Below are 22,602 nucleotides of genomic sequence, written 5' to 3'. Positions count from 1 at the left end.
GGTGAACATAGCGAAAAAGCCGCCCAACGTAGCGAACACCCGGCTGAACGTAGCGAAACCACCTCTACCAAACAAAAAAAGCCCAATCGCAATAAAACAAAACAGGCAGCTGGACGGGAGTGCCCCAGCTGCCTTGTCATTACGAGTATCCTTTCGCGGCGGCGCCTTACCTGCCCTGCAGCACCTTTTGGCCGTCTTCAAGGGACCAGCGGCCTTCTTTTTCACCGAAAAGAGGGCGGAGAAACGCATCGGCGTAGATGCGAAGGGCGGTGGAGCTGCCGGCTTTGGCCAGAGTCAGAGCTTCATAGAGAGCGATCATTTTTTTCTGGAGCGGCTTGATAACGCGTGTCTGTTCGGCGGGTTCAAGATCTGCCAGGTCGCGCAACTCCCCGGACAAGCGATTCAGACCGTAGCGGATCGGGTCCGCTTGTTTTCCGAGTTCACCGAGTTCGTTCTGCATCCGGGTGAGAAAGGCCGTGGCTGTATCAAATTTGCCGAAAAGGCGCAGCACTTCGAGGCCGAGGATGTTCGCCGTGCCCTCCCATACGGTGAGAACCTGGGCGTCACGGAGGAGGCGCGGCGTAACGAAATCCTCGATGTAGCCGTTTCCGCCGTGCAGTTCAATTGCCTCGTGGGAAAAGTGGATCGCCTGATCTGCGGTTTCGGCTTTTACAAGGGCAATCATGAGCCGGAGCATGCCGTCGTCGCGGGCAGCTTCGGGGTTTGCGTACCACTCGTCAAACTCCCGGACCAGCTCGAACACGGCACGGGTCTGGGCTTCCAGGCGGACGTTCATTTTCACGAGGGAGTCCTGCACCATTGGGTACTGGATGATCGGCCCGCCGAATGCGTGCCGGTCCTCTGCGTAGCGCTTTGCTTCGCTGTAAGCCCGGCGCATAATGCCTACAGACGCGACGGCGTTACAGATCCTTGAAAGGTTGAGGGCCTCCATCATGTAGTAGAATCCCCGGTCTTTTTCCCCGATGATGTAAGCTTCCGATCCGCTGAACTCCACTTCCCCGGACGGAACGGCGCGGACGCCGAGTTTGTCCTTAAGGCGGCGGATTTTCAAGCTGTTCAGGCCGCCATCCTCACGGTGCCACGGCACGAGAAAGAGAGCGAGGCCCTTTGAGCCCTCCGGCGCCCCTTCAGGACGGGCAAGAACGGTGGCGACACCGCACGTACCGGCGTTACTGGCAAAATACTTTTCTCCGTAAAGACGCCAGCTCCCGTTTTCATAAACCGCACGTGTTTCGTTTGCGCCCACGTCGGAGCCCCCCTGACGCTCGGTGAGGAAGGTGGCTCCCTCATACAGCTCCGTGTCACCGGTAGACAGGACATGGGGGAGGAAGCGGTCCTTCAGTTCCGTGCTGCCATAGCGGTCGAGCAGGTAGGCCGTCGCCATAGTGAGGGTGACGGGGCAGTAGAATCCCGGTTCGGACTGGCTGAGAACGTAACCCTGGGCAAAGGAGTAAAAATAATTCCCCTTCCGGCCGAGAGCGGGGATGTCTTTATGGACGTAGCCGACGATGCCTTTGCCGTATGTATAGGCGGCTGTCTGCCGGTAGCCTTCGTTCACCTCAACTTTGGACTGTTCATCGCCGTAACGGTCGTACGGCACGAGGCGGGGCTGGCCTTCCCGGTCAGTGTGACGGGCACGTTCGTCAATGACACCTGCGCACACCCCGCCGAATTCCGTGAGTTCGGCTTCCGCCCAGGAAGCAAAATCCGGCGGGAGATGAGTGCGGATGAGCTCCTGAATAAGGGGATCTTCTGTAAAGAAATTCCGTGTTTCGTTCTGACGTGTGGGCTGGAGGACAGGCATGAAAAAAACTCCTTTCGGATCGATATTTGTTTACTGTAAAATTCGGGTTTCGGGGCGGGAATTCCTTCATAAACAAACAGCCCCGGCATCCTTAAGAAAAGATACCGGGAACATGAATGGTGGTCTATTCCTGTTTCTGCAGTTCAGCACGCTCTTCTTCCGAAAAGACCCGTGAGCGGGTGAGGAACCGTTTACCTTCGGGACCTTCAAGGGAGAACATGCCGCCGCGGCCTTTAACCACGTCGATAATGAGCTGGGTGTGTTTCCAGTACTCGTACTGATCCTTGGCGATGTAAAAGGGAGAGCCGCCGATTTCACCGAGCTTCACGTCGGAGCGGCCAACCTTGAGCTCCCCGTCTGCGTAGCACATGGGGGAGCTGCCGTCACAGCAGCCGCCGGACTGATGAAACATGAGAGGACCGTGGCGGTCTTTCAGCTTGTCGATCAGTTCCAGGGCACTGTCGGTGGCAGTGACGCGTTCAACCATCGTTATGCACCTCCAGGGGTTGATTCGGATATCAAAAGAGACACCCATGGTACGGTAATTCCCGATTTGGCGTATGAAATATGGTTATATACGGAGCTTCACGTCGGAAGTGAGACTCCTGCGGCACTGGAGGTCAGGCGAGACCCCGCAGGCGTGCAGCCGAGGAGGTTTGCCGACATCACCACGGAAAGCGAACGGACGGCGTGAAGCGGAGTTTCTCTACATCACTTTCCGAATAAACGTCATTCAGCTAAAGGTAAAACGTATAAGAGTAAGGACGGGAGCCCCTTGGGAGGTACCGTCCTTAAATTGTTGGCTCTGTTAAAGTTCGTTGTTGATTTTCGCTCACTGCGCTCCCTTTCCGCGGGCACCACTGCAGCCTCCTCGGGAAAACCGCCCTGCGGGGTCTTCCGTTGGTGCTGTTCCCGCAGGAGTGTCGCGCGTTCGCTCCAATCAACTATTAAATATCAACATTAAGATTTAACAGAGCCAAAATGTTAAAGCGTGATTCTAAAAGAACCCAAGCTTGTCTTCGCTGTAGCTCACAAGCAGGTTCTTCGTCTGCTGGTAGTGGCTGAGCATCATGTGATGATTTTCCCGGCCGATCCCGGACTTCTTGTAGCCGCCGAACGCAGCGTGGGCCGGGTAGGCGTGGTAGCAGTTTGTCCAGACGCGTCCGGCTTCGATCTGGCGTCCGAAGCGGTAGGCAGTGTTAATGTTGCGCGTCCACACACCTGCACCGAGGCCGTAGAGGGTATCGTTTGCGATTTCCAGTGCTTCTTCAGGGGTCTTAAACGTCGTCACCGACACCACCGGTCCGAAGATCTCCTCCTGGAACACGCGCATTTTGTTGTCCCCTTTAAATACCGTCGGCTTCACGTAGAAGCCGTCCTTCATGTCGCCGTCAAGCTGGGCCTGCTCGCCGCCCACGAGGCACTCGGCACCTTCTTCTTTCCCGATTTCGAGGTAGGAAAGGATTTTCTCCAGCTGCTCCTGTGACGCCTGGGCGCCCATCATTGTGTCAGTGTCGAGCGGGTTGCCGGTCTTGATCTGTTTTACCCGCTCGATGGCACGCTCCATGAACTTGTCGTACACCGACTCGTGAACGAGGGCGCGGGACGGGCATGTACATACTTCGCCCTGGTTCAGGGCAAACATGACGAAGCCTTCGATCGCTTTATCAAGAAAGGCGTCGTCCTGATCCATCACGTCCTCGAAGAAAATGTTCGGGGATTTTCCGCCGAGTTCAAGAGTTACCGGGATGATGTTTTCCGACGCATACTGCATGATCAGGCGACCGGTCGTCGTCTCCCCGGTAAACGCGATCTTGGCGATCCGGTCGCTCGAGGCGAGGGGCTTCCCGGCTTCCACACCGAAACCGCTCACAACATTAAGTACACCTTTCGGCAGGAGATCCTTAACGAGGTCGAGCCAGACAAAAATCGATGCCGGCGTCTGCTCGGCAGGCTTAAGCACAACACAGTTTCCTGTGGCCAGTGCCGGAGCGAGTTTCCACGTGGCCATCAGGAGCGGGAAGTTCCACGGAATGATCTGGCCCACAACGCCCAGAGGCTCATGGAAGTGATACGCCACCGTATCGTTGTCGATCTGGCTGTTTGTTCCTTCCTGGGAGCGGATCGCACTGGCAAAATAGCGGAAGTGATCGATCGCCAGCGGAATATCGGCGTTCAGCGTTTCACGGACTGCCTTCCCGTTATCCCATGTTTCCGCAACGGCCAGCATTTCGGCGTTCTCCTCCATACGGTCGGCAATTTTTAAGAGGATTTTGGCCCGTTCGGTAACAGATGTTTCACCCCATGCTTTTTTCGCTGCGTGGGCTGCGTCCAGGGCTTTTTCCACGTCTTCCTCTGATGAGCGGGCAATTTCGCAGAACACTTTGCCTGTGACAGGAGAAACGTTTTCGAAGTACTCCCCTTTTACAGGTGCGGTAAATTCGCCGTTGATGAAGTTGTCGTAGCGCGACTCGAAGTTCACTTTTGCGCCTTCTGTGTTTGGATTGCTGTAGATCATGGTCATCACTCCTTGTACTTTTTATGATTAAGTAAGCGCTTGCAAAAAAGGGCGTGGCATGGTGAGAGGCCGGATATTTTGCCCGGTTATCAAGTATTTTATCAGAAAATTCTGTACAGATAAAGAAATTCGGTCTTTCCTGGACAAAATTCATTGTAGTGAGGGTATGAAGGAAGAAAGGGGCTGGATGAGTAATTCGTTACCCGAAACAGTTCGTCTTATGATAAAATAGTGAGAAGATTCGTTAGATTAACGAAGAAGTTTACGTCCGTATGTTTCTGAAAATTCTGGAACAGGCATAGACTTCTTTGTAGATGCAGTAAGCAGCAATTGGAGGCGCGTCACCATGAGAAAGCTTTTTCCTTTTCTTAGACCGTACCGGATCCCGATCGTGATTGCCCTTGCGCTCACGCTCGTGGAGCTGGCGGTGGAATTATTACATCCTTATTTTATGAGCCGGATTATCGACGACGGCATTATGCAGGGGGACATGAGCCAGGTGCTGTACTGGGGCTCGATCATGATCGGGTTTTCCCTGATCGCCTTTGCGGCAGGAATCACGAACTCGTTCTTTGCGGCCCACACGAGTCAGGGTGTCGGCTTCACCCTCAGGAGCAGCCTGTTCCGTAAAATTCAGGCATTCTCCTTTTCAAATTTCAGTAAGTATCCGACGTCATCGCTTATTACAAGGATGACAAATGACGTAACGCAGCTGCAGAACACCCTGTTTATGAGTCTTCGGATCATGCTCCGGGCGCCGCTTCTCGTAATCGGGAGTGTAGTGATGGCGTTCATCGTCAACCCGACTCTCGCCCTCATTTTTGTAGTGGCAGTACCGCTTCTTCTCACATTCCTGCTTGTGATCATGAAGCGGGCCGGAAAACTCTTCAAGGAAGTCCAGAAACGGGTGGACCGGGTAAACGGCGTGGTTCAGGAAAACCTGGCCGGTATGCGCCTGATCAAGGCCTTTACCCGCAGGAACCACGAAAACAAGAAGTTTACCAAAGCGAGCGGTGAGCTCCGCGACCGGACGACGAAAGCGCTCCGAACCGTGGAAATTACGATGCCGATCATTCTCCTCATTATGAACCTGAGCATCATGGCCGTCCTCTGGTTCGGCAGCTTCCAGGTGAATACTCAGGGCGCAAGCGTCGGGGAAGTGGTGGCCATCGTCAACTACGCCACCCGGATGAGCGGTGCTATGACCGTCTTTTCCATGATCATTATGATCTTTTCCCGTGCGAAGGCTTCTTCCCAGCGGGTTGGCGAAGTACTCGAGGAAGAGGTTGATCTCCGTGACGAAAAAGACGCAGACAGCGAGCGGACGATTTACGATGGAAAAATCGCATTCGACCGCGTGCAGTTTCACTACCCTGAAACAGAGACACCTGTACTGAGGGATCTGTCGTTCCAGGTCAATCCCGGGGAAAAGATCGCCATCATGGGTGCCACCGGTTCCGGTAAATCGTCGCTGTTCCAGCTCATTCCCCGCCTTTATGATGTGACCGGCGGGACCGTATTTATTGACGGCCGCGACATTCGCGGGATGACGATGGAGCGCCTGCGAAAACAGATCGGATTCGTGCCCCAGGAAGCGATGCTTTTTACCGGTTCGATCAAAAATAACATTCTCTGGGGCAAGGAGGACGCCACGATGGAGGAGATCGTCGCGGCGGCGAAAAGCGCCCAGATTCACGACACGATCGCAGGGCTCCCTAACGGCTACGAGACGGAGCTCGGTCAGAAAGGGGTCAACCTCTCTGGCGGCCAGAAGCAGCGTCTATCCATCGCGCGGGCCCTTGTCCGGAAGCCGAAAATACTCCTTCTCGACGACAGCACCAGCGCTCTGGACATGAAAACGGAAGCGCGACTACTAGATGCCATTTCCGGATATGACTGCACGACGATGCTGATCACTCAGAAAATGAGCACAACGATGAACGCGGACAAAGTTCTGCTCCTTGAGGACGGTCAGATTACCGCTGAAGGGACACACGACGAACTTCTGGCCCACTCGACGCTGTATCAGAGGATCTACGCATCCCAGCTCGGTGAAGGAGGTCCGAAACATGCTTAAAGAACTGAAAAAGCCGTTTCAGTATAAAAAAGTGGATCTCAACAAGCTGGAAGAGGGCAAATCAGGGGCGTATTCGTTCCAGAAGCCGAAAGCCGACAACTTCTGGGGAACGGTGCGCCGGATCGGAAGTCACCTCGCCGAGCGGAAAGGGATGCTCACCTACGTTCTGCTGATGATCTTTGTGAGTTCCGCCATGGCCCTGCTCGGTCCGTTTCTCGTCGGTTTTTCCATCGATAACTACATCGTCGATCTGAATGCCGGCACCCTCGGCTGGATGCTTATCGGTCTTGCGGTCGTTTATCTCCTGCATTCCCTGTCGGTCTGGCAGCAGCACATGTGGATGATCCGCATCGCCCAGGACACGGTGTTCAACATGAGGACGAAGCTGTTCCGCCAGCTTCACAAGCTCCCGGTGCCGTTTTTTGACAAACGCCAGCACGGGGACCTCATGAGCCGGGTCACCAACGACATGGAAAACGTCAGTAACACGCTCAACAGCTCGGTCATCCAGATCGTCTCCAGTGTGCTGACTCTCGTGGGGACAGTGGCCGTCATGCTCTGGCTCAGCCCGCTTCTTACACTTGTGACGATGCTCATCGTGCCCGCTATGGTTTTCGGGATGAAGTGGATCACCAAACGTACGGGAAAACTGTTCAAAGCCCAGCAGACAAACCTCGGTGAGCTGAACGGCTACATCCAGGAAACGATGAGCGGCCAGCGCATCGTAAAAACCTTCTCCCAGGAAGAGCGCGTCATCGAGGAATTTATGGAAAAAAACCGGCGTCTGCGTGGCACGGCATTCTGGGCCCAGACGTTTTCCGGTTTCATTCCAAAGCTCATGAACATGCTCAACAACCTGAGTTTTGCTGTAATCGCCTTTATCGGGGGAGTGCTGGCGCTGAATGGCGTCGGCGGCATCACGATCGGTGTGATCGTCATTTTCGCCGAATACGCACGGCAGTTTACCCGCCCGCTTAACGACCTGGCGAACCAGTTTAATCTGCTCCTGTCGGCGGTGGCCGGTGCCGAGCGTGTGTTCAACATTATCGATGAGGAAGAGGAGGCGAGCGACGAAGCGGATGCCGGGGAAATTCATGATGTCACAGGCGAAGTGCGGTTCCGGGACGTATCGTTTTCCTACGACGGGGACGACGGCACGATCAGTCACCTGAGCTTTGCCGCATCCCCGGGTGAGACGGTCGCCTTCGTCGGACCGACCGGAGCCGGAAAAACGACGCTCATTAACCTGCTCAGCCGCTTTTACGAAGCGGACGAAGGTGAAATTACGATCGACGGCCGTGACATCAGGACCGTAAAGCGGGAAAATCTGCGCCGGCAGATGGGCTTCGTGCTTCAGGATTCGTTCCTGTTTGAAGGCACCATCCGGGAAAACATCCGCTACGGCAGGCTCGATGCGACGGATGATGAAGTGGAGGAGGCTGCACGTCTGGCCAACGCCTACTCGTTTATCGAGAAGTTTCCGGACGGCTTTGATACAAAGCTTTCGGTCGATGGCGGTGGAATCAGTCAGGGACAGCGCCAGCTTCTGGCCATTGCCCGCGCAATCCTCGCCGACCCGTCGATCCTCGTTCTGGACGAAGCGACGAGCAGCATCGATACCGTAACCGAAATTAAAATCCAGGAGGCGCTCCAGCGTCTGATGAAAGGGCGCACGAGTTTCGTCATCGCCCACCGGCTGAACACGATACAGCAGGCGGACCAGATTATCGTCCTCGATCAGGGCGAAATCGTGGAAAAAGGCTCCCATGAGGGACTGCTTGAGGAAGGCGGCTTTTACCACGGCCTCTATCACAGCCAGCTGAAGCAGGAAATGCAGCCCAGCTCGTGATCAACACACCCCGCACCGTTTTTGGAGGTGCGGGGTGTTTTAGGTTGGGGTGGTGGTGGAATGAGGGAGAACGTAGCGAACACCCGGGTCAACGTAGCGAAATTGCCTGTGAACGTAGCGAACACCCGGCCCAACGTAGCGAAATCGTCCCTGAACGTAGCGAACCGGAAAAATTACGTCAAAATCTCAGAATAAAACGCCTCGCTTTACCTTCTCCCTGACAATCTGCATCGAGTTTTTCCATTAACCGTTTCACCACATGGGGCGACCGGGCCTGTAGAAACCAGCGAAGCTCCCGATTCGAAGCCCTTTCCCCAAATATCAGTGAAAATTCCTTCAATGCCTGCACATGGGCATCCATAGACGCAGCTCCGCACCGCTTACAAGCCCAGCTTCCATGGACACGTTTCATAGGAATGAACTTACATTCGCGGCATGGCACTCCTGTAAGAATTTCGTTTCTATCAATCTTGTAAAACTCAAGAATATTCCTGTCATAAGGCTGGTCAGCTGCTATAAGGTCATTCCCAATCCTCTGCAGTTCCGCTGAGCTGAGCACGCTATTCCTAAACGTTAACTGAAGTTCACTCAGCCTGCGGTTAACCTGCTGGGCATGTATGACCCGATCGATGGCTTCGGTATAACCTGGTGAGCTCTTAATTATCGTACGTGGATTGCTGATGGCAATAAAGTAGTGGATGGGGATAGGGGGATAGCCGTGTTCGGCCAGCCAGAAGTGGAGGTGCCGAGTCTGGAGCTTAACTTGCGCGATCGGGTCAGGAAGCCCTTTTTCCACGTTCTCATACGTCTGGGTCAGCTGATTGTGGGCCTGATCAAAGTATAATGTTCCCCTATAGTTCTTTGCTTCAACTACAACGATAAAAGAGCGAAAAATAATGATCGTATCGACTTGAAACTCCCGGCCGAGCTGCCCTTTGAGCCGGAGGTCCTGCAGTATCACATAATCTTCTGCAGCAACGAGGTAATCCAGCTGATAATCAAGCTCCTTTTCACCGCGCCAGCCGGCCTTATTGTAATAATGATCCTGGGTGATGTCGGCAAATCTTCTGTGATCAGGGCTCAGCCGCCTTTTCAGCGCCTCAAGCTTATCGAGCCAAAGAGGAAAATTTCGGGGCTTTAGCATCATCGGGGGGGTCATTCCTTCCATTCATATTCTACTATTTTGCCGGATTGGAGGGGTTCAGCCCGCAACATGGAGGCTGTCCGACATACTCTATTAGTGTTCTGCCAAAACAATTATAGAGGAGGGCACGTCATGTGGGATTCACTTTTTGGCTATGGGATGCAGTCCGGAGTGGGGATTTTCGGATTGTTGTTTATCGTTCTTCTGGGCACCGCCGTATGGGGCGTGCGTTGGGTGATGGCGATGAACAATGAGCGCGAGAAGCGCTACATTTCCGTCATTGAACAGCAGTCGGAGAGCCTGCGGGAGCTCAATGAAATTCAGAAGGACGTCCAGGAGATTAAAGAGGACTTAAAAGAATACTTGTACAAGAAGCGGGATTAGCCTGCGGGAGCGCCGCCCCATTATCTACAAGAAAACCGGCGCACTCCCTTCTACATAGCAGTAAAAACCGGGATGAACGTAAAAGGCGGAATCATAAGAAAAACAGCGGCGATAATCAGTCCTTCCGTACTGAACTGTTTTACTTTTTTCAAAATAACAATTGTCCCCGCGAGGTAAACCGGCCAGATCACAAACGTGACAAAGAGAATGCCGGCCATGACCACATCGTGAGCTGCACCGGTGATCTGAAGCACAGGAATCATCAGCCACTGAAGCGCCACGAACAGAATAAGGGAAACCCAGAACCAGGTCGGAAGTGCACGGGCATGCAACAACATCAGCTCCTCATAACGTTATTCTGCTAAAATATGTAAAGTACAGGTGACTAGATTATACCACCTGACCGGCCGAAACGGCACAAAAAAGCCCGGGAATCAACCCGGGCCTGCCTGAAAAAACAATCAATACGTCCCCCATTTAATCCGCTCTAACCTCAGTCAGCACCGTCACTTTTTCCGTTTCACATTCGTGATTACAAAACCGCTTTTCGGAAGAGTCGGCATCCGGTGCATGTCGTAGCTTAAATCCTGTTCCGGCACATCGTAAGTAACCTTTTCGGCAAGAAACTTAAACACTTCCCTCATGACGAGTACCGTCATCCACTCGCCTGCACAGCGGTGTCCCATATGGTGATCGCCGCCTCCCTGCGGAACGAAGGAAAACGGGCTTTCTTTCCAGTTCTCAAAACGTTCGGGGATAAACGAGTCAGGGTTGTCCCAGGAATCCGGGTGCCGGTTTGTTCCGAAAATATCGAGAATCACTTTGACTCCTTTTTTAAACTTGTAATCGTTCCAGCTGAAATCCTTTCGCGCAATGGCGGCCATGGCCGGAACGAACGGGTAAAAACGGCGCACTTCCTGTGAAAACATCTTGATGTAGTCATCGCCACCTTTGCGGATTTTGTCCACCGTCTCAGGGTGCTCGTAGATGGCTGCTGCACCGAACGTGAGAAAGTAGGAAGTCGCCATCAGCGGGCGGAAGGAGTTGTTGAGATCGACGGCGGCCGTATGAACCGGCATCAGTTTTCCGTTTATATCCCGCTGTGTGGCAGTAATGTAGGCAGGTGTATTTTCCGGCAGCTTCAGCTCGCCCTTACGCACCGCTTTGATAATTCCCATTAGCCACTCTTCCTGGCTTTTGCGGGACTTGACACCTTTTCGGAATCGGGAAAGGGATCCTCCGAACGAATCCACCATCTCGGTAAGCTCGCGTGTCCGCTGTTTTATGTCCTGATCTTCCAGCGGCAGCCCGGCCCAACGCATTCCGCTTACGGCGAGGACATCGTTCATTTCGTTAAACAGAACGACCGGCTCATCCGTTCGTTCCCATTGTTCCGCCTTTTTTTCCAGTTCTGCCCGCACCAGGCGCTTCATGTCCTCCAGTCGCTCCGGTGTGACCATGGCCAGAAACATCCGTTTTCTGTGCTTGTGAGCCTCGTCATCAAGCCCGTGTAGGCCGCCTTCACCGAGCAGTGACTTTTCCAGCGGCTTTGGCGCCGCCCCTTCACGTTTCATCAGCTCTTCGTCGTAAAAGAGTTCGGCTGCTTTTTCCCCGCAGATGACCACCGCTTTACTGCCCACAAGTCTCGTTTCAAAAATATCCGACTCGAGTTCACTCCGCCGCGACGGGAGAAAATGAAAGCCCTCTTTTATGAGTGCAAGTGTACTGTCTAACGATTTCTCTTTTGGGACAGGCGTTTTAACGTTCATATAAATAAACCGCTCCTTTATCTTTATTTAGTAGTAGATCTGCGGAGGTATCCCCTGTCTGTCCTATTTATGTATCTCCGCCGGCCTCCGTAGTATTCCTGTTTTGATTAGTTAATACCCGCCGCCATACCCCGTGTAAACTGGAAATCTTCCGGGCGGAAAATGAGATTGAAGGAGTCTGGCGGAATTGAACGAAATTGTAAGGTAAACACTGACAGAAGGAGTGGGGAAATGAAGGTGACGACGAAGAGGTTTCTGAAGACAGAGCAGGCCGAGATCGAGATGACACTGAGCCGGCTTGAATGCATGGGAAAAAGAGAAGGTAACCCGATGGGATGCGAAATAAAGAGATTCGGTAAAACAGTGGCGTTTGCAGTGAAAAACATACCCGGCCCTTCCTATAACACGGTAAAAGGGTTCAACAGCAGCGATCTTGATGCTCTCGATGACATCCTCGGTTTTTACCGGGAAAAGGGGATCACACCCCGCTTTGAGCTCACACCTGCAGATTCGGGCAGGGAGCTGTGTTTTGCACTGCACCGAAAAGGGTTTCTGCAGACGGGATTTCATACGAGTCTCGAAGGCAGGGTCGAGCGGAGCGTCCCCAGTCGGCCGGCAAATAACGTAGAGGTGCGCAGCCTGGATAAAGAGGAATTTGACCTCTACGGCCAGTTTTACGCGGAGGCGTTCGGCATGCCTCCATTTACAGTGGATGGAATCACGGCAAATAACCGTGCACTGGCCGACGAGGCGGGCTGGTATTTTTACCTTGCCACAGCCGGAGGAGCACCGGCAGGTATCGCATCGCTTTACATAACCGGTGACACAGGGGTGCTGGCCGCGGCTGGGACACTGCCGGCATACCGGCAGAAAGGCGTTCACACCGCGCTGATCGATGCAAGACGTGCGGAAGCGGAAAAATCAGGCTGCCGTGTACTCACCGGGCAGGCTTCGTTCGGCAGCGGCAGCCACCGTAATATGCTGAAAGCAGGCCTGCAGACGCTTTACACGAAAGCGGTCTGGGAATCTGCAGACAAATGATTTGAAAATGGTGCCGAACGGGTATATCATAGTAGAAAGTTTTCACTTACTTTTTGAAAGCGTCGCTGAAATCAGCATCACCGGTTCAGCCACAAAGGAGGCCATCAGATGAAAAAGCCGATTCAGGGCATTCACCATATTACCGCTATTGTCGGGCATCCCCAGGAAAATCTCGATTTTTACGTGGACGTCCTCGGGCTCCGGCTCGTAAAGAAAACCGTGAACTTCGACGACCCGGGTACATATCACCTGTACTTCGGCACCCGCGAAGGGGCTCCGGGTACTATTATGACTACGTTTCCATGGGCGGGAGCAGCACCGGGTAAAACCGGCACGGGCATGGTAGGCGTGACCCCGTTTGCTGTCCCGGAAGGCGCACTGCCGTTCTGGAAAAAGCGACTCGAAGAAAAAGGCGTGGCCGTTACCAAAACCGAACGCTTCGGTGAAAAATCACTCTCGTTTGAAGATCCCCACGGCCTGAAACTTGAACTTACCGCACGGAAGGAAGGGGAGGCCAGCGACTGGACGTACGACACAATTACATCCGCCGAGGCGATCAAAGGTTTTGCCGGCGCCGTACTCTATACCGCCGATCCCGATGCGACAGGCCGTCTCCTCACTGACGTTATGGGTCTCGAAAAAGTCGGCGATGACGGGCATTTTGTCCGTTACCGCTCAGAGGCCCCGCTCGGAAGCGTGATCGACATCGATACTTCCGTCACCGAGTCAGGCGGCTACGGCGTCGGCACGGTTCACCATATCGCCTGGCGCGCTGAAGATGATGAGAACCAGCTCGAATGGCGCTCACACATTCAGGAAGCGGGCTTTCGGGTCACCGAAGTAATGGACCGCCAGTATTTTAAGGCTGTTTACTTCCGGGAAAAAGGCGGCGTGCTCTTTGAAATTGCCACCGATCCGCCGGGGTTTTTGTGGGACGAAGAGGAAGACCGCCTCGGCACCGGGCTGAAGCTTCCGCCATGGCTTGAGCCGTCCAGGGAAAAAATCGAAAACATTGTGATTCCAGTAACCAATCCTGCACACAGAGGTGATCAGTAATGAAGAGTATTTTTGAAAAAAGAGACGAAAACAATCCGTATACGCTGCTGCTTCTTCACGGTACGGGAGGAGATGAGCGGGACCTGCTGCCAATCGCAGGGATGATTGACGAGGGAGCGTCCGTGCTGAGCGTCCGGGGAAACGTCCTGGAAAACGGCATGCCCCGCTTTTTCCGCCGTCTTCGTGAAGGTGTTTTTGACGAAGAGGACCTCATTTTCCGTACTGAGGAACTGAAAAACTTTCTTGATGATGCTGCAGAAGAACACGGCTTTGACCGGGATAAAGTGATCGCAGTCGGCTACTCCAACGGCGCCAATATCGCAGGAAGCCTCCTTTATCACTACGAAAATGTGCTGCACGGGGCTGTTCTTCTTCATCCAATGGTGCCCCGACGCGGCATTGATCTGCCGGAAATGAACGGCACACCGGTCTTTATCGGCGCCGGCAAGAATGATCCAATCTGTGCCCCTGAAGAAACGGAGGAGCTGGAGGCTTCGCTCAAGAAAGCCGGCGCAGAGGTGAAGGTTTTCTGGGCCGATCAGGGCCACCAGCTTACACGTGACGAAATTGATCACGCCGCTTCATGGTACAGCCATGTCACGAAAGGGGAGTAACTGTTTTGAAACGAATCGACCCAGCATCGTTATCAAAAAAGGAAAACTACCGGTTTCTTACGGAAACAGTCGTGCCGCGTCCGATTGCTTTTGTAACAACCGTGTCGGATGAAGGGGTCCTTAACGCCGCCCCGTTCAGCTACTTTAACGTCGTCTCCGCCGATCCGCCGCTTCTCATGGTGTCCATCGGCAAGCGGGGCGATTCGAAAAAGGATACGTCGCGGAACATCGTTGAAAAAGGCGAGTTCGTCGTTCACGTAACCGACGAGAAAAACGTACGGGAAATGAACGCCACTGCAGCAAACCTGCCTCCTGATGAAAGCGAAGTGGAAAAAGTAGGCCTCACGCCTGTGGAAAGTACAGCGGTAAACGTCCCGGGCCTCGCAGAAGCCAGGGTCCGCTTTGAATGCAGGCTGGAAAAACACTTAACCTTCACTGGAAAAGAAGGAGAGACGGACGTCGTGTTCGGCAGAATCGTTCATTATCACGTGGACGAAAGCCTGCTTGATGGCAAGGGCAGCGTCCAGGCTGATCTGCTTAAGCCGGTTGCACGCCTCGGCGGAAAAGACTACGCCCCCCTTGGCGAAATCTTTTCCATCGACCGTCCGAAATAACAAAAACCGCCGGGTTCCCCTGTCTGACGGGACCCGGCGGTTTTTGTGCTTTTCTTTGGATATTGTGGACGCACGGTACTTTAGTTGAAAGGAGCTGCAGTCGGACGCTTGCCGGCAGCCAGCGCCACCGCCGCGGAAAGCGAACGGACGGCGTGCAGCGGAGCTTTATTAAAGGGCGGCTCCGCTCTTTTGTTCAGAAAATCCGTTCTGACTTGTCTTCGCAAAAGTGTTACTCCGTCCGCACTTCACACCGCCTGCGAAGCCGTACATTTCCCGCCACAATCCCAATGAGAATGACCGCCACGCCGAGCCACTGCACCGGGCCCACTGTCTCTCTCAGCACAACAGCCGACAGGACGACCGCTACCGGAAGCTCGGAAGCACTCAGCACTGTCCCCATCCCGGTACTGATCCGCGGCATGCCGATGGCAAACAGAAGCGGCGGCAGCGTCACACCGAACAGCCCGAGAAACAGACCGTACCATGTGATCGCCCCAAACGCCCCGGCACCTTCAAACACGATAAACGGCGGGAAAACAATACATACAAAAATGAGCCCGCCAAGGGCAAACACAGCACTTTTCTGAACCGCAGGCACGTCTTTCCCGACATTACCGCTCACAAAAACAAACGATGTAAACGTAAACGCCGACAAAAGACCGAAAACAGTTCCCTGAACAGAAAGGTTTTGTACCCCATCAGTCAAAAGACCAACCGCAAGCACGGATCCGGCCAGAAGCACCGCAATTGCTCCCCACTGCTGCCCCGTCGGCCGCCTGCGGAAAAACACATAGTCAAACAGCGCACCTACCCAGACAAACTGGAACAGAAATATGATCGCAAGGGAGGCATCTAGGGTCTGAAGGGAGAAGTAGTAAAATGTCCCCGTCAAAGCCATCGGAATCCCTGAAACGAGGAGTACCCCGGTCTGTTTCAGCGTCAGCCGCTTCTTCCGGCTGAACAGCCACACGAGCCAGATGAGGGCTGTGCCGTAAAAGAACTGGCTCACTGTAATCTGGGGAATCGAAAAGCCTGCCCCGTAAGCCAGTTTCACACTTGTTGATAATGCACCAAGAAAGCACCCGCCCGTAAACACGAGCAGGGCATACAGCCAGTTTCGCACTATGATTTCCCTCCATAAAAAGGCATATAAAAACCACACACCCAGCCTACGGATGTGTGGCGAAAAGTAAGAGTCATCTGCTCTTAGAAAAATCCACGTCCTCCCGGTCCGCGGGAGGTTTTAGTTCAGTATCTCTTTATCTATTTTAAAAAGTGCAGCCCATGCTGTCAACACAGCAGAACAATTCAAGGAGTGATACCAGATGAAAACAGCAGACCTCATGATTACCGGAGCACACCTGCTCACAATGGAAGGAAAAGGTGTCGGCTACATACCTGATGGGGCCATTGCCATCACCGGCAGTACCATCGCAGCGGCCGGTCCCACGAGCGAGATAACCCGCCATTTTACCGCACACCGGACGATTGACGGCACCGGAAAAATTGTCATGCCCGGCTTCATAGATGCCCACATGCATACCGGCCTCACGCTTATCCGGGGTGTAGCCCAGGATATGAACGACTGGATGCAGAAAGGGATCTGGCCATTTGCCCGCCACCTTACAACAGAGGATAAAAAGCTCGGTTCCATGGTCAATATAATTGAAGGTCTTCAGGCCGGCACCACGACGTTTGGGGATTACAACGATCATATGCCCACTCTGGCGGAAAATTACGAGCGGATCGGTGCCCGTGCCGTCGTTACCGAAATGGTGAATGAAATGCCGGAGACCATTGCCGAGCTTGAAGTGGGGGATCTTTATCCGTTCGATACGGCAGTCGGCGAGGAAAAAAGGCAGCGGAACGTGGAACTTCTCGAAAAGTACCCGTTTCGTGAAAAAGGCAGAATTGTTGCCCTGTCAGGTCCACAGGGGCCGGACATGATGAGCCTGGAGCTCCTGAAAGACATGCAGAATCTGGCCGAAGAACACGGGACCAAACTTCATATGCATGTAGCCCAGGGCGACCGTGAAATCGGGCAGATGGAAAAAAGGTACGGAAAACGCAGCATTCCTTTTCTGGAGGAACACGGCTTTCTGAACGACCGGCTCCTCGCTGTTCACCTGACTGAAGCTAAGGACGAGGAAACGGCAACCGTTGCAAAAAGCGGAGCAGGACTTATTTACTGTGCCGGCAGCATCGGCATCATTGACGGCCTGGTACCGCCGATGCTCACATTCCTTGAAAACGGCGGCCGCGCCTGTCTCGGATCCGATCAGGCACCGGGTAACAACTGCAACCAGATGTTCAATGAAATGAAGATGGCCGCTCTTCTGAACAAAGTAAAGCGGAAAAGCCCGACTGTGTTCAATGCCACGCTCGCCCTACGCTCAGCAACGATTGAAGGTGCGCGGGTGCTCGGCCTGGAAAACGAGATCGGCAGCCTTTCTCCGGGGAAAAAAGCAGACGTGATTGTCATTGACGGGGAACAGCCGTCCCTGTTCCCGGTTCTCACAGACCCGATCCGAAATATCGTTCCCAATCTCGTATATTCCGCGCGGGGACACGAGGTGGAAATGTCCATCATCGATGGCACAATCGTCATGGAAGACCGTCAGATTCAGACCGTGGACGCAAAAGAAGCTGTGCAAAAAGCACAGAAAGCAGCAGATGACTTAAGCGTGCGCGCCGCAGACGATCTAAAAAAAGCCGACAGTGACATTCTGGAAATGGTCAGGGAAGGCATGTTGTAAGGGATCGTATAAGAGAATACTGGAAATTCAGAGATAGAGAGGTTCCGAGAGGGGACCTCTCTTTTTTTATGAATAAATAAACCTTTTCGTGTATATTGCGAGGTTCGCAATCATGTTTTTTCGCGGTTTTTCGAGAAAAACCGAAATATCATGTTGTATTTTAATACACAGACGTGCTAGTATTATAAACTATCAGACGCAATCATAATTATTAATTTTTAAGACTAAATATACACGAGGAGAGAGAACGGTGAAGACGACCTACGAATATAACCAGCAGACGTACACGGATTTGAATGAAAAAGAGTACACAGCTAAACATTATGCAAAATTTATCATTCCTTCCATGATCGGGATCCTTCTTTTCCTGATTCCGATCAGCATAGACGGGACGATCACCATTGGCCTCGGCCTCATGGCTGACGCCCTTCAGCAGGCAGCCGGTCCGTATCTCGTACCCGGACTGACAGCTGTACTTGTTCTATCGGCAGTATTTACGATCATCTGGTCAGCGCTGCCGCAGACAGCCACGGAACGCTATCCCGCTGTCTCTGCCATTTTTAAAGTGCCTGCGCTGTGGGCCGCACTGAGAGCTCTCGGTGCCATCGCCGGCGTCATGACTCTCATGCAGTGGGGACCTGCCGTTGTCGGTCACGAATTTACCGGCGGAGTCGTGCTCTACGACCTTCTCCCTGTACTGGCCGTATGGTTCCTGTTTGCGAGCCTGTTCATGCCGCTTCTGCTCGAATACGGCCTGATGGATTTTATCGGTACACTTGTAAGAAAGGTAATGCATCCGCTCTTTAAACTGCCGGGACGATCGTCTGTTGACGCCATGGCATCCTGGATGGGAAGCGGTACGGTAGGGGTACTCCTTACAACGAAGCAGTACGAAGGCGGCTACTATTCCAGAAGAGAGGCTGCAGTGGTGGCGACGAACTTTTCCATTGCTTCGATCGCGTTCAGTCTCGTCATTGCTAACGTCATCGGTATTGAACATATGTTTCTCGAATTCTACTTCACCGTAGTTGTGGCCGGAATCGCCGCAGCGATCATCTGCCCGCGTATTCCGCCGCTCTCTCTTAAAAAAGACACGTACTACGAGCCTGCAGGACAGCAGATCAACGAATCGGTACCTGAAAATACGTCCACTTTTAAGTGGGCAGTCAAACAGGGTGTCGATAAAGCTGAACAGGTGACCAGCCCGAAAGCCGTTGCCATGAAAGGCGTCCGTAACGTAATCGATATCTGGGCAGGACTTCTGCCGCTCGTGATGGTGCTCGGAACCGCGGCACTCATTATCGCCGAGTTCACACCGGTATTTGACATTCTCTCAACGCCGGTCGTGCCTTTTCTTGAACTGCTCCGGATTCCGGAAGCAGAAGCAGCTGCACCGGCCGTCATCGTCGGATTTGCCGATATGTTCCTGCCGGCCGTCATCGGAAGCGGCATTGAGTCGGAACTTACACGTTTTGTAATCGGCGTTCTGTCTCTGACCCAGCTCATTTACATGTCCGAAATCGGCATCCTGCTCATCCGCTCCAAGATTCCCCTCAAGCTGTGGGAACTCGCGGTTATCTTTATCCAGCGTACACTCGTAACGCTGCCAATCGCCGCCCTCATGGCGCACTGGCTGTTCTTCTAAACCGCGCGAAGTGGGTTAAGTACAAGTAAATTGAAATAAGGACAAGAAAATTAAATTAAGTACAAGTAGATTGAAATAAGGACAAGAAACCATCATCATAAATACTAGAAACCAAAATCCAAAAAAGGAGTAGACACACCATGACATTCAGCTGGAAACACAAATACGACAACATGGGTGACCGCCTCGCACCGAGCATGGCAAAGGACCATCCGAATCTGCCGGTGGTAAAGGAAGAAGGCTGCTATTACTACGGCGCCGATGGGAAGACGTATCTTGATTTCACGTCCGGCATTGCCACGACAAACGTGGGCCATCGGCATCCGAAAGTGGTGGACGCCATCAAGCGTGGCGCCGACCACCTTGCCCACGGGCCATCCGGTGTTATCATGTACGACTCGATTCTGACGCTGGCCGATCGCCTCGCCGACGTTATGCCGGGAGAGATCGACTGCTTCTTTTTCTCCAACAGCGGGACGGAAGCGATCGAAGGAGCTATGAAGCTTGCCCGTCACGTGACCGAGCGCCCCTACATTGTCTCGTTTACGGGATGCTTCCACGGCCGTTCCCAGGGAGCCATGAGCGTGAGTACCTCCAAGGCAAAATACCGGAAGTTTCAGCCTCACACCGGCACGTTTCAGGTGCCGTTTGCGGATTCTTCCTCCTGCCCTGAAGGTGCCGACCCGGAAGCGTATGTCATCGATAAACTCGAGCACGATTTCGACCAGCTTCTGAAACACCAGGTCACTGCCGATGAAGTGGCAGCCGTCATTCTTGAACCGGTGCTCGGGGAAGGGGGCTACATTATTCCGCCGGCTTCGTGGCTGAAAAAAGTCCGGGAAATCTGCGACCGCTACGGATTTCTCCTTATTTTTGACGAAGTGCAGACCGGATTCGGCCGAACCGGTGAAATGTTCGCAGCCCAGACGTTCGGCGTCGAGCCGGACATTATGGCCATTGCCAAGGGCATTGCAAACGGCATGCCCCTGAGTGCAACCGCAGCACCGAAGGCACTGATGGAAAAATGGCCGATGGGCAGTCACGGGACAACCTTCGGCGGTAATCCTATCGCCTGCGAAGCCGCCCTTGCCGTCCTCGACGTAATCGAAGAGGAACACCTTCTTGAAAACAGCAGAACCCTCGGGTCCTACGCAAAAAAACGACTCGAAGAGATAAAGGAATCCCACTCGTGCATCGGTAAAATCCGCGGGGAGGGTCTGATGATCGGCATCGAAATTGTCGATCCTGAAACCGGTCTTCCTGATGGTGACGCCATGTTCAGCATTCTCGACACAGCCCTGGAAAACGGTGTCCTGTTCTATTTCTGCGGCAACGCAAGCGAAGTGATCCGGATGATCCCGCCGCTTACCGTTACAAAAGAGCAGATCGACGAAGGACTGGACATGCTTGAAAAAGCGCTGTCTGTGCATGAAGAAAGCCAGACGAAGGCATCTGTATAATACAGGTGTCTTTTTTTCAGGTTTCCCGCGCAACTGTAAGTGGTAAAAAGTTACTATCATCATAAACTGACGGAGGGACTGATCGGTGTGAAAGCAGAGAAACTGGTACACTGCGAAAATAAACTTGGAGAGGGTCCGCTCTGGTGCAGCGAGGACGAGCGGTTGTACTGGGTCGATATCGAGGGACATGCCATTTATGAATTCGGGTACAATGAAGCTGAAATAAAAAAATACCCCACCGAAAAACGGCCATGCGCACTCGGTGGAAAAAAGGGTACATGCCGCTACGTCGTGTTTGAGGACGGCCTGTACCTGTGGGACAAAATTACAAATAAAGCAGAACCGGTGGATGTACTCGACCTGCCTGAAGGGGTTCGTTTCAATGACGGAAAGCTTGACCCATGGGGACGATTCTGGGCCGGCACAATGGGAGAAAACGGCCAGAAGGAAGCGGGGGCTCTTTACTGCTGGGACAAGAACGGCACCCGTACAACCGTTCTTAAAAATGTGACTACATCCAACGGACTTGCATGGAATAAAAAAGCCGTTACGATGTACTACATCGATACCGGCACCCGGTGCGTACTGAAGTTTCATTACGACGAAACAACCGGTGCAATTGCCAATAAGGAAATCGTCTACACATTTCAGGAGGAGGACGGCGTTCCGGATGGCATGACAATCGATCGGGAAGGGCGCCTTTGGGTCGCTCTTTTCGGCGGATACAAAACGGCGGTTATCGACCCGGACGAAGGGACATGGGTGGATTCAGTCGAGGTTCCGGCAAAGAAAGTCACCTGTCCCGCATTCGGCGGCCCTGACGCACAGGACCTGTTCATCACCACCGCATCGGTGGGACTCACGGAACCGGACCTGATCGAATACCCCGAATCCGGCAGCGTATTTATCGTCCGTGGCGCGCAGTAAAAGCCAAAGCGGCTCACCCGTAAATAAGGGATGAGCCGCTTTTTAAACGGATTGAAAGGGGTTCAAAGCAAAAAAACCGCCTGCCCAATAACGGGCAGGCCGGCATTATTATCAGTTATACCTGTAATCCGTTTCCACCAATGCCAGAATCGTCAGAGTTCCCGGCTGAATCGGGGTGCCCTCCGCTTTGGCGTAAAGCGCCGTCTGATACGGCACAGGTGATGTCGATGGGGATATTTCACGTACTGTAACAGGGGGTTCATCTACGAACACGCCAAGCTCATCTGCGATCGTCTCCGCTTTTCCTTTTGCATCCCGAAGAGCCAGTTCCAGCGCCTCGTTATAAAGAGAAGCGGGGTCCGAAATGGAGAAGGTGATCGATGAAATCGTGTTGGCGCCGGCCTCAACCGCGTCATCCACCACCTGACCGGTGAGATCGAGATCGTCCAGGGTGATCTGAAGCATATGAGTGACACGGTAACCCCTAAACTGCTGTTCACCGTCTATGAAGTCATACTGCGTATCGATACGGTACTCGACCGTCTGAATGTTTTCCTCAGGTACACCAAGAGAGGTGACCGCGTCGATAACATTTCTGATCGCTTCGGCATTTTCCTGCTGGGCGGTACCCACATCCATTTCTTCGTTCACCACCCCGAGCGCTACATCCGCCCGGTCAGGTGCAGAGGTAACCGATCCCTCGCCTTTCACTTTAATCATGTTCCTCGTCTCATCGTTTCGGTGCGCCGGTAGATTCGGATACATAATCTGGCCTCCCGTTTTCAGGAATCAGTCCACTACTGACTATCCTATTAAAGACCAGGGAGGTATAGACCCGCATTTAAAAAATGATTTTCAATGAAGGGCTTATGACGGAATCTCCCGAAGAATTCCGGAAGATTCACTCCCTGTCCAGGAAAATA

19 protein-coding genes are annotated in these 22,602 nt (G+C 53.2%); 11 read left to right on the top strand and 8 right to left on the bottom strand.

What is annotated here, in order from left to right; translation table 11 throughout:
* Window positions 1-166: 166 nt before the first annotated feature.
* The 3 genes from FGB90_RS16270 to adh all read right to left on the bottom strand — a co-directional run bounded on the left by FGB90_RS16270 (window position 167) and on the right by adh (window position 4,343).
* Complete coding sequence (locus FGB90_RS16270; protein WP_138811913.1) at window positions 167-1,825, bottom strand: acyl-CoA dehydrogenase family protein; 1,659 nt, start codon at window positions 1,823-1,825, stop codon at window positions 167-169.
* A 124-nt stretch (window positions 1,826-1,949) separates the two neighbouring features.
* Window positions 1,950-2,312, bottom strand: coding sequence for a DUF779 domain-containing protein (locus FGB90_RS16265; RefSeq protein WP_138811912.1), 363 nt, complete (start codon window positions 2,310-2,312; stop codon window positions 1,950-1,952).
* 510 nt (window positions 2,313-2,822) lie between these two features.
* Window positions 2,823-4,343, bottom strand: coding sequence for an aldehyde dehydrogenase (gene adh / locus FGB90_RS16260; RefSeq protein WP_138811911.1), 1,521 nt, complete (start codon window positions 4,341-4,343; stop codon window positions 2,823-2,825).
* Between the two features lie 346 nt (window positions 4,344-4,689).
* On the opposite strand from adh, the gene FGB90_RS16255 reads away from it, so the two are divergent.
* On the top strand, window positions 4,690-6,420 hold the full coding sequence (locus tag FGB90_RS16255; RefSeq protein ID WP_138811910.1) for an ABC transporter ATP-binding protein: 1,731 nt from the start codon (window positions 4,690-4,692) through the stop codon (window positions 6,418-6,420).
* Window positions 6,413-8,269 (top strand): ABC transporter ATP-binding protein, encoded by a 1,857-nt coding sequence (locus FGB90_RS16250; RefSeq protein ID WP_138811909.1) that lies wholly within the window; start codon window positions 6,413-6,415, stop codon window positions 8,267-8,269. The genes FGB90_RS16255 and FGB90_RS16250 overlap by 8 nt, the downstream gene beginning before the upstream one ends.
* 178 nt (window positions 8,270-8,447) lie before the next feature.
* Here the strand turns inward: FGB90_RS16250 and FGB90_RS16245 are convergent, their stop codons facing one another.
* Window positions 8,448-9,416: a nuclease-related domain-containing protein gene (locus tag FGB90_RS16245; protein WP_171051884.1), complete on the bottom strand. Its 969-nt coding sequence runs from the start codon at window positions 9,414-9,416 to the stop codon at window positions 8,448-8,450.
* Window positions 9,417-9,545: 129 nt separating this feature from the next.
* Here FGB90_RS16245 and FGB90_RS16240 point away from each other — a divergent pair, with 129 nt between their 5' ends.
* Window positions 9,546-9,797, top strand: a complete 252-nt coding sequence (locus tag FGB90_RS16240) for a BhlA/UviB family holin-like peptide (RefSeq protein ID WP_171051883.1) — start codon at window positions 9,546-9,548, stop codon at window positions 9,795-9,797.
* A gap of 50 nt (window positions 9,798-9,847) precedes the next feature.
* Here the strand turns inward: FGB90_RS16240 and FGB90_RS16235 are convergent, their stop codons facing one another.
* Window positions 9,848-10,129: a hypothetical protein gene (locus FGB90_RS16235; protein WP_138811906.1), complete on the bottom strand. Its 282-nt coding sequence runs from the start codon at window positions 10,127-10,129 to the stop codon at window positions 9,848-9,850.
* Window positions 10,130-10,303: 174 nt separating this feature from the next.
* Window positions 10,304-11,566, bottom strand: a complete 1,263-nt coding sequence (locus tag FGB90_RS16230) for a cytochrome P450 (protein WP_138811905.1) — start codon at window positions 11,564-11,566, stop codon at window positions 10,304-10,306.
* Between the two features lie 231 nt (window positions 11,567-11,797).
* On the opposite strand from FGB90_RS16230, the gene FGB90_RS16225 reads away from it, so the two are divergent.
* The 4 genes from FGB90_RS16225 to FGB90_RS16210 all read left to right on the top strand — a co-directional run bounded on the left by FGB90_RS16225 (window position 11,798) and on the right by FGB90_RS16210 (window position 14,891).
* On the top strand, window positions 11,798-12,607 hold the full coding sequence (locus tag FGB90_RS16225; protein ID WP_138811904.1) for a GNAT family N-acetyltransferase: 810 nt from the start codon (window positions 11,798-11,800) through the stop codon (window positions 12,605-12,607).
* A 108-nt stretch (window positions 12,608-12,715) separates the two neighbouring features.
* Window positions 12,716-13,663 carry a ring-cleaving dioxygenase gene (locus FGB90_RS16220; RefSeq protein ID WP_138811903.1) on the top strand — a complete coding sequence of 316 codons (948 nt, stop codon included), beginning with the start codon at window positions 12,716-12,718 and terminating at the stop codon, window positions 13,661-13,663.
* Window positions 13,663-14,277, top strand: a complete 615-nt coding sequence (locus tag FGB90_RS16215) for an alpha/beta hydrolase (protein WP_138811902.1) — start codon at window positions 13,663-13,665, stop codon at window positions 14,275-14,277. The genes FGB90_RS16220 and FGB90_RS16215 overlap by 1 nt, the downstream gene beginning before the upstream one ends.
* 5 nt (window positions 14,278-14,282) lie before the next feature.
* Entirely contained in the window at window positions 14,283-14,891 is a 609-nt protein-coding gene (locus FGB90_RS16210; protein WP_246056218.1) for a flavin reductase family protein, read from the top strand.
* Window positions 14,892-15,120: 229 nt separating this feature from the next.
* Here the strand turns inward: FGB90_RS16210 and FGB90_RS16205 are convergent, their stop codons facing one another.
* Entirely contained in the window at window positions 15,121-16,014 is an 894-nt protein-coding gene (locus FGB90_RS16205; protein WP_138811900.1) for an EamA family transporter, read from the bottom strand.
* Window positions 16,015-16,216: 202 nt separating this feature from the next.
* Between FGB90_RS16205 and FGB90_RS16200 the strand changes: the two genes are divergently transcribed.
* The 4 genes from FGB90_RS16200 (at window position 16,217) to FGB90_RS16185 (ending at window position 21,679) form a co-directional block, all read left to right on the top strand.
* Window positions 16,217-17,647: an amidohydrolase family protein gene (locus tag FGB90_RS16200; RefSeq protein ID WP_138811899.1), complete on the top strand. Its 1,431-nt coding sequence runs from the start codon at window positions 16,217-16,219 to the stop codon at window positions 17,645-17,647.
* 250 nt (window positions 17,648-17,897) lie between these two features.
* The gene (locus tag FGB90_RS16195) at window positions 17,898-19,292 is read left to right on the top strand and encodes a YjiH family protein (protein WP_438502708.1); all 1,395 of its coding nucleotides are present in this window, start codon (window positions 17,898-17,900) and stop codon (window positions 19,290-19,292) included.
* Between the two features lie 140 nt (window positions 19,293-19,432).
* Window positions 19,433-20,752, top strand: a complete 1,320-nt coding sequence (locus FGB90_RS16190) for an aspartate aminotransferase family protein (protein ID WP_138811898.1) — start codon at window positions 19,433-19,435, stop codon at window positions 20,750-20,752.
* 87 nt (window positions 20,753-20,839) lie between these two features.
* Window positions 20,840-21,679, top strand: coding sequence for an SMP-30/gluconolactonase/LRE family protein (locus FGB90_RS16185; RefSeq protein ID WP_171051882.1), 840 nt, complete (start codon window positions 20,840-20,842; stop codon window positions 21,677-21,679).
* Between the two features lie 111 nt (window positions 21,680-21,790).
* Here the strand turns inward: FGB90_RS16185 and FGB90_RS16180 are convergent, their stop codons facing one another.
* Window positions 21,791-22,444, bottom strand: a complete 654-nt coding sequence (locus FGB90_RS16180) for an SIMPL domain-containing protein (protein ID WP_138811896.1) — start codon at window positions 22,442-22,444, stop codon at window positions 21,791-21,793.
* Window positions 22,445-22,602: the final 158 nt, after the last annotated feature.

Origin of the sequence: Alteribacter natronophilus (assembly GCF_006007885.1) — a bacterium.
Lineage (GTDB): Bacteria > Bacillota > Bacilli > Bacillales > Salisediminibacteriaceae > Alteribacter > Alteribacter natronophilus.
This window is presented reverse-complemented; position numbering and strand designations above follow the sequence as displayed.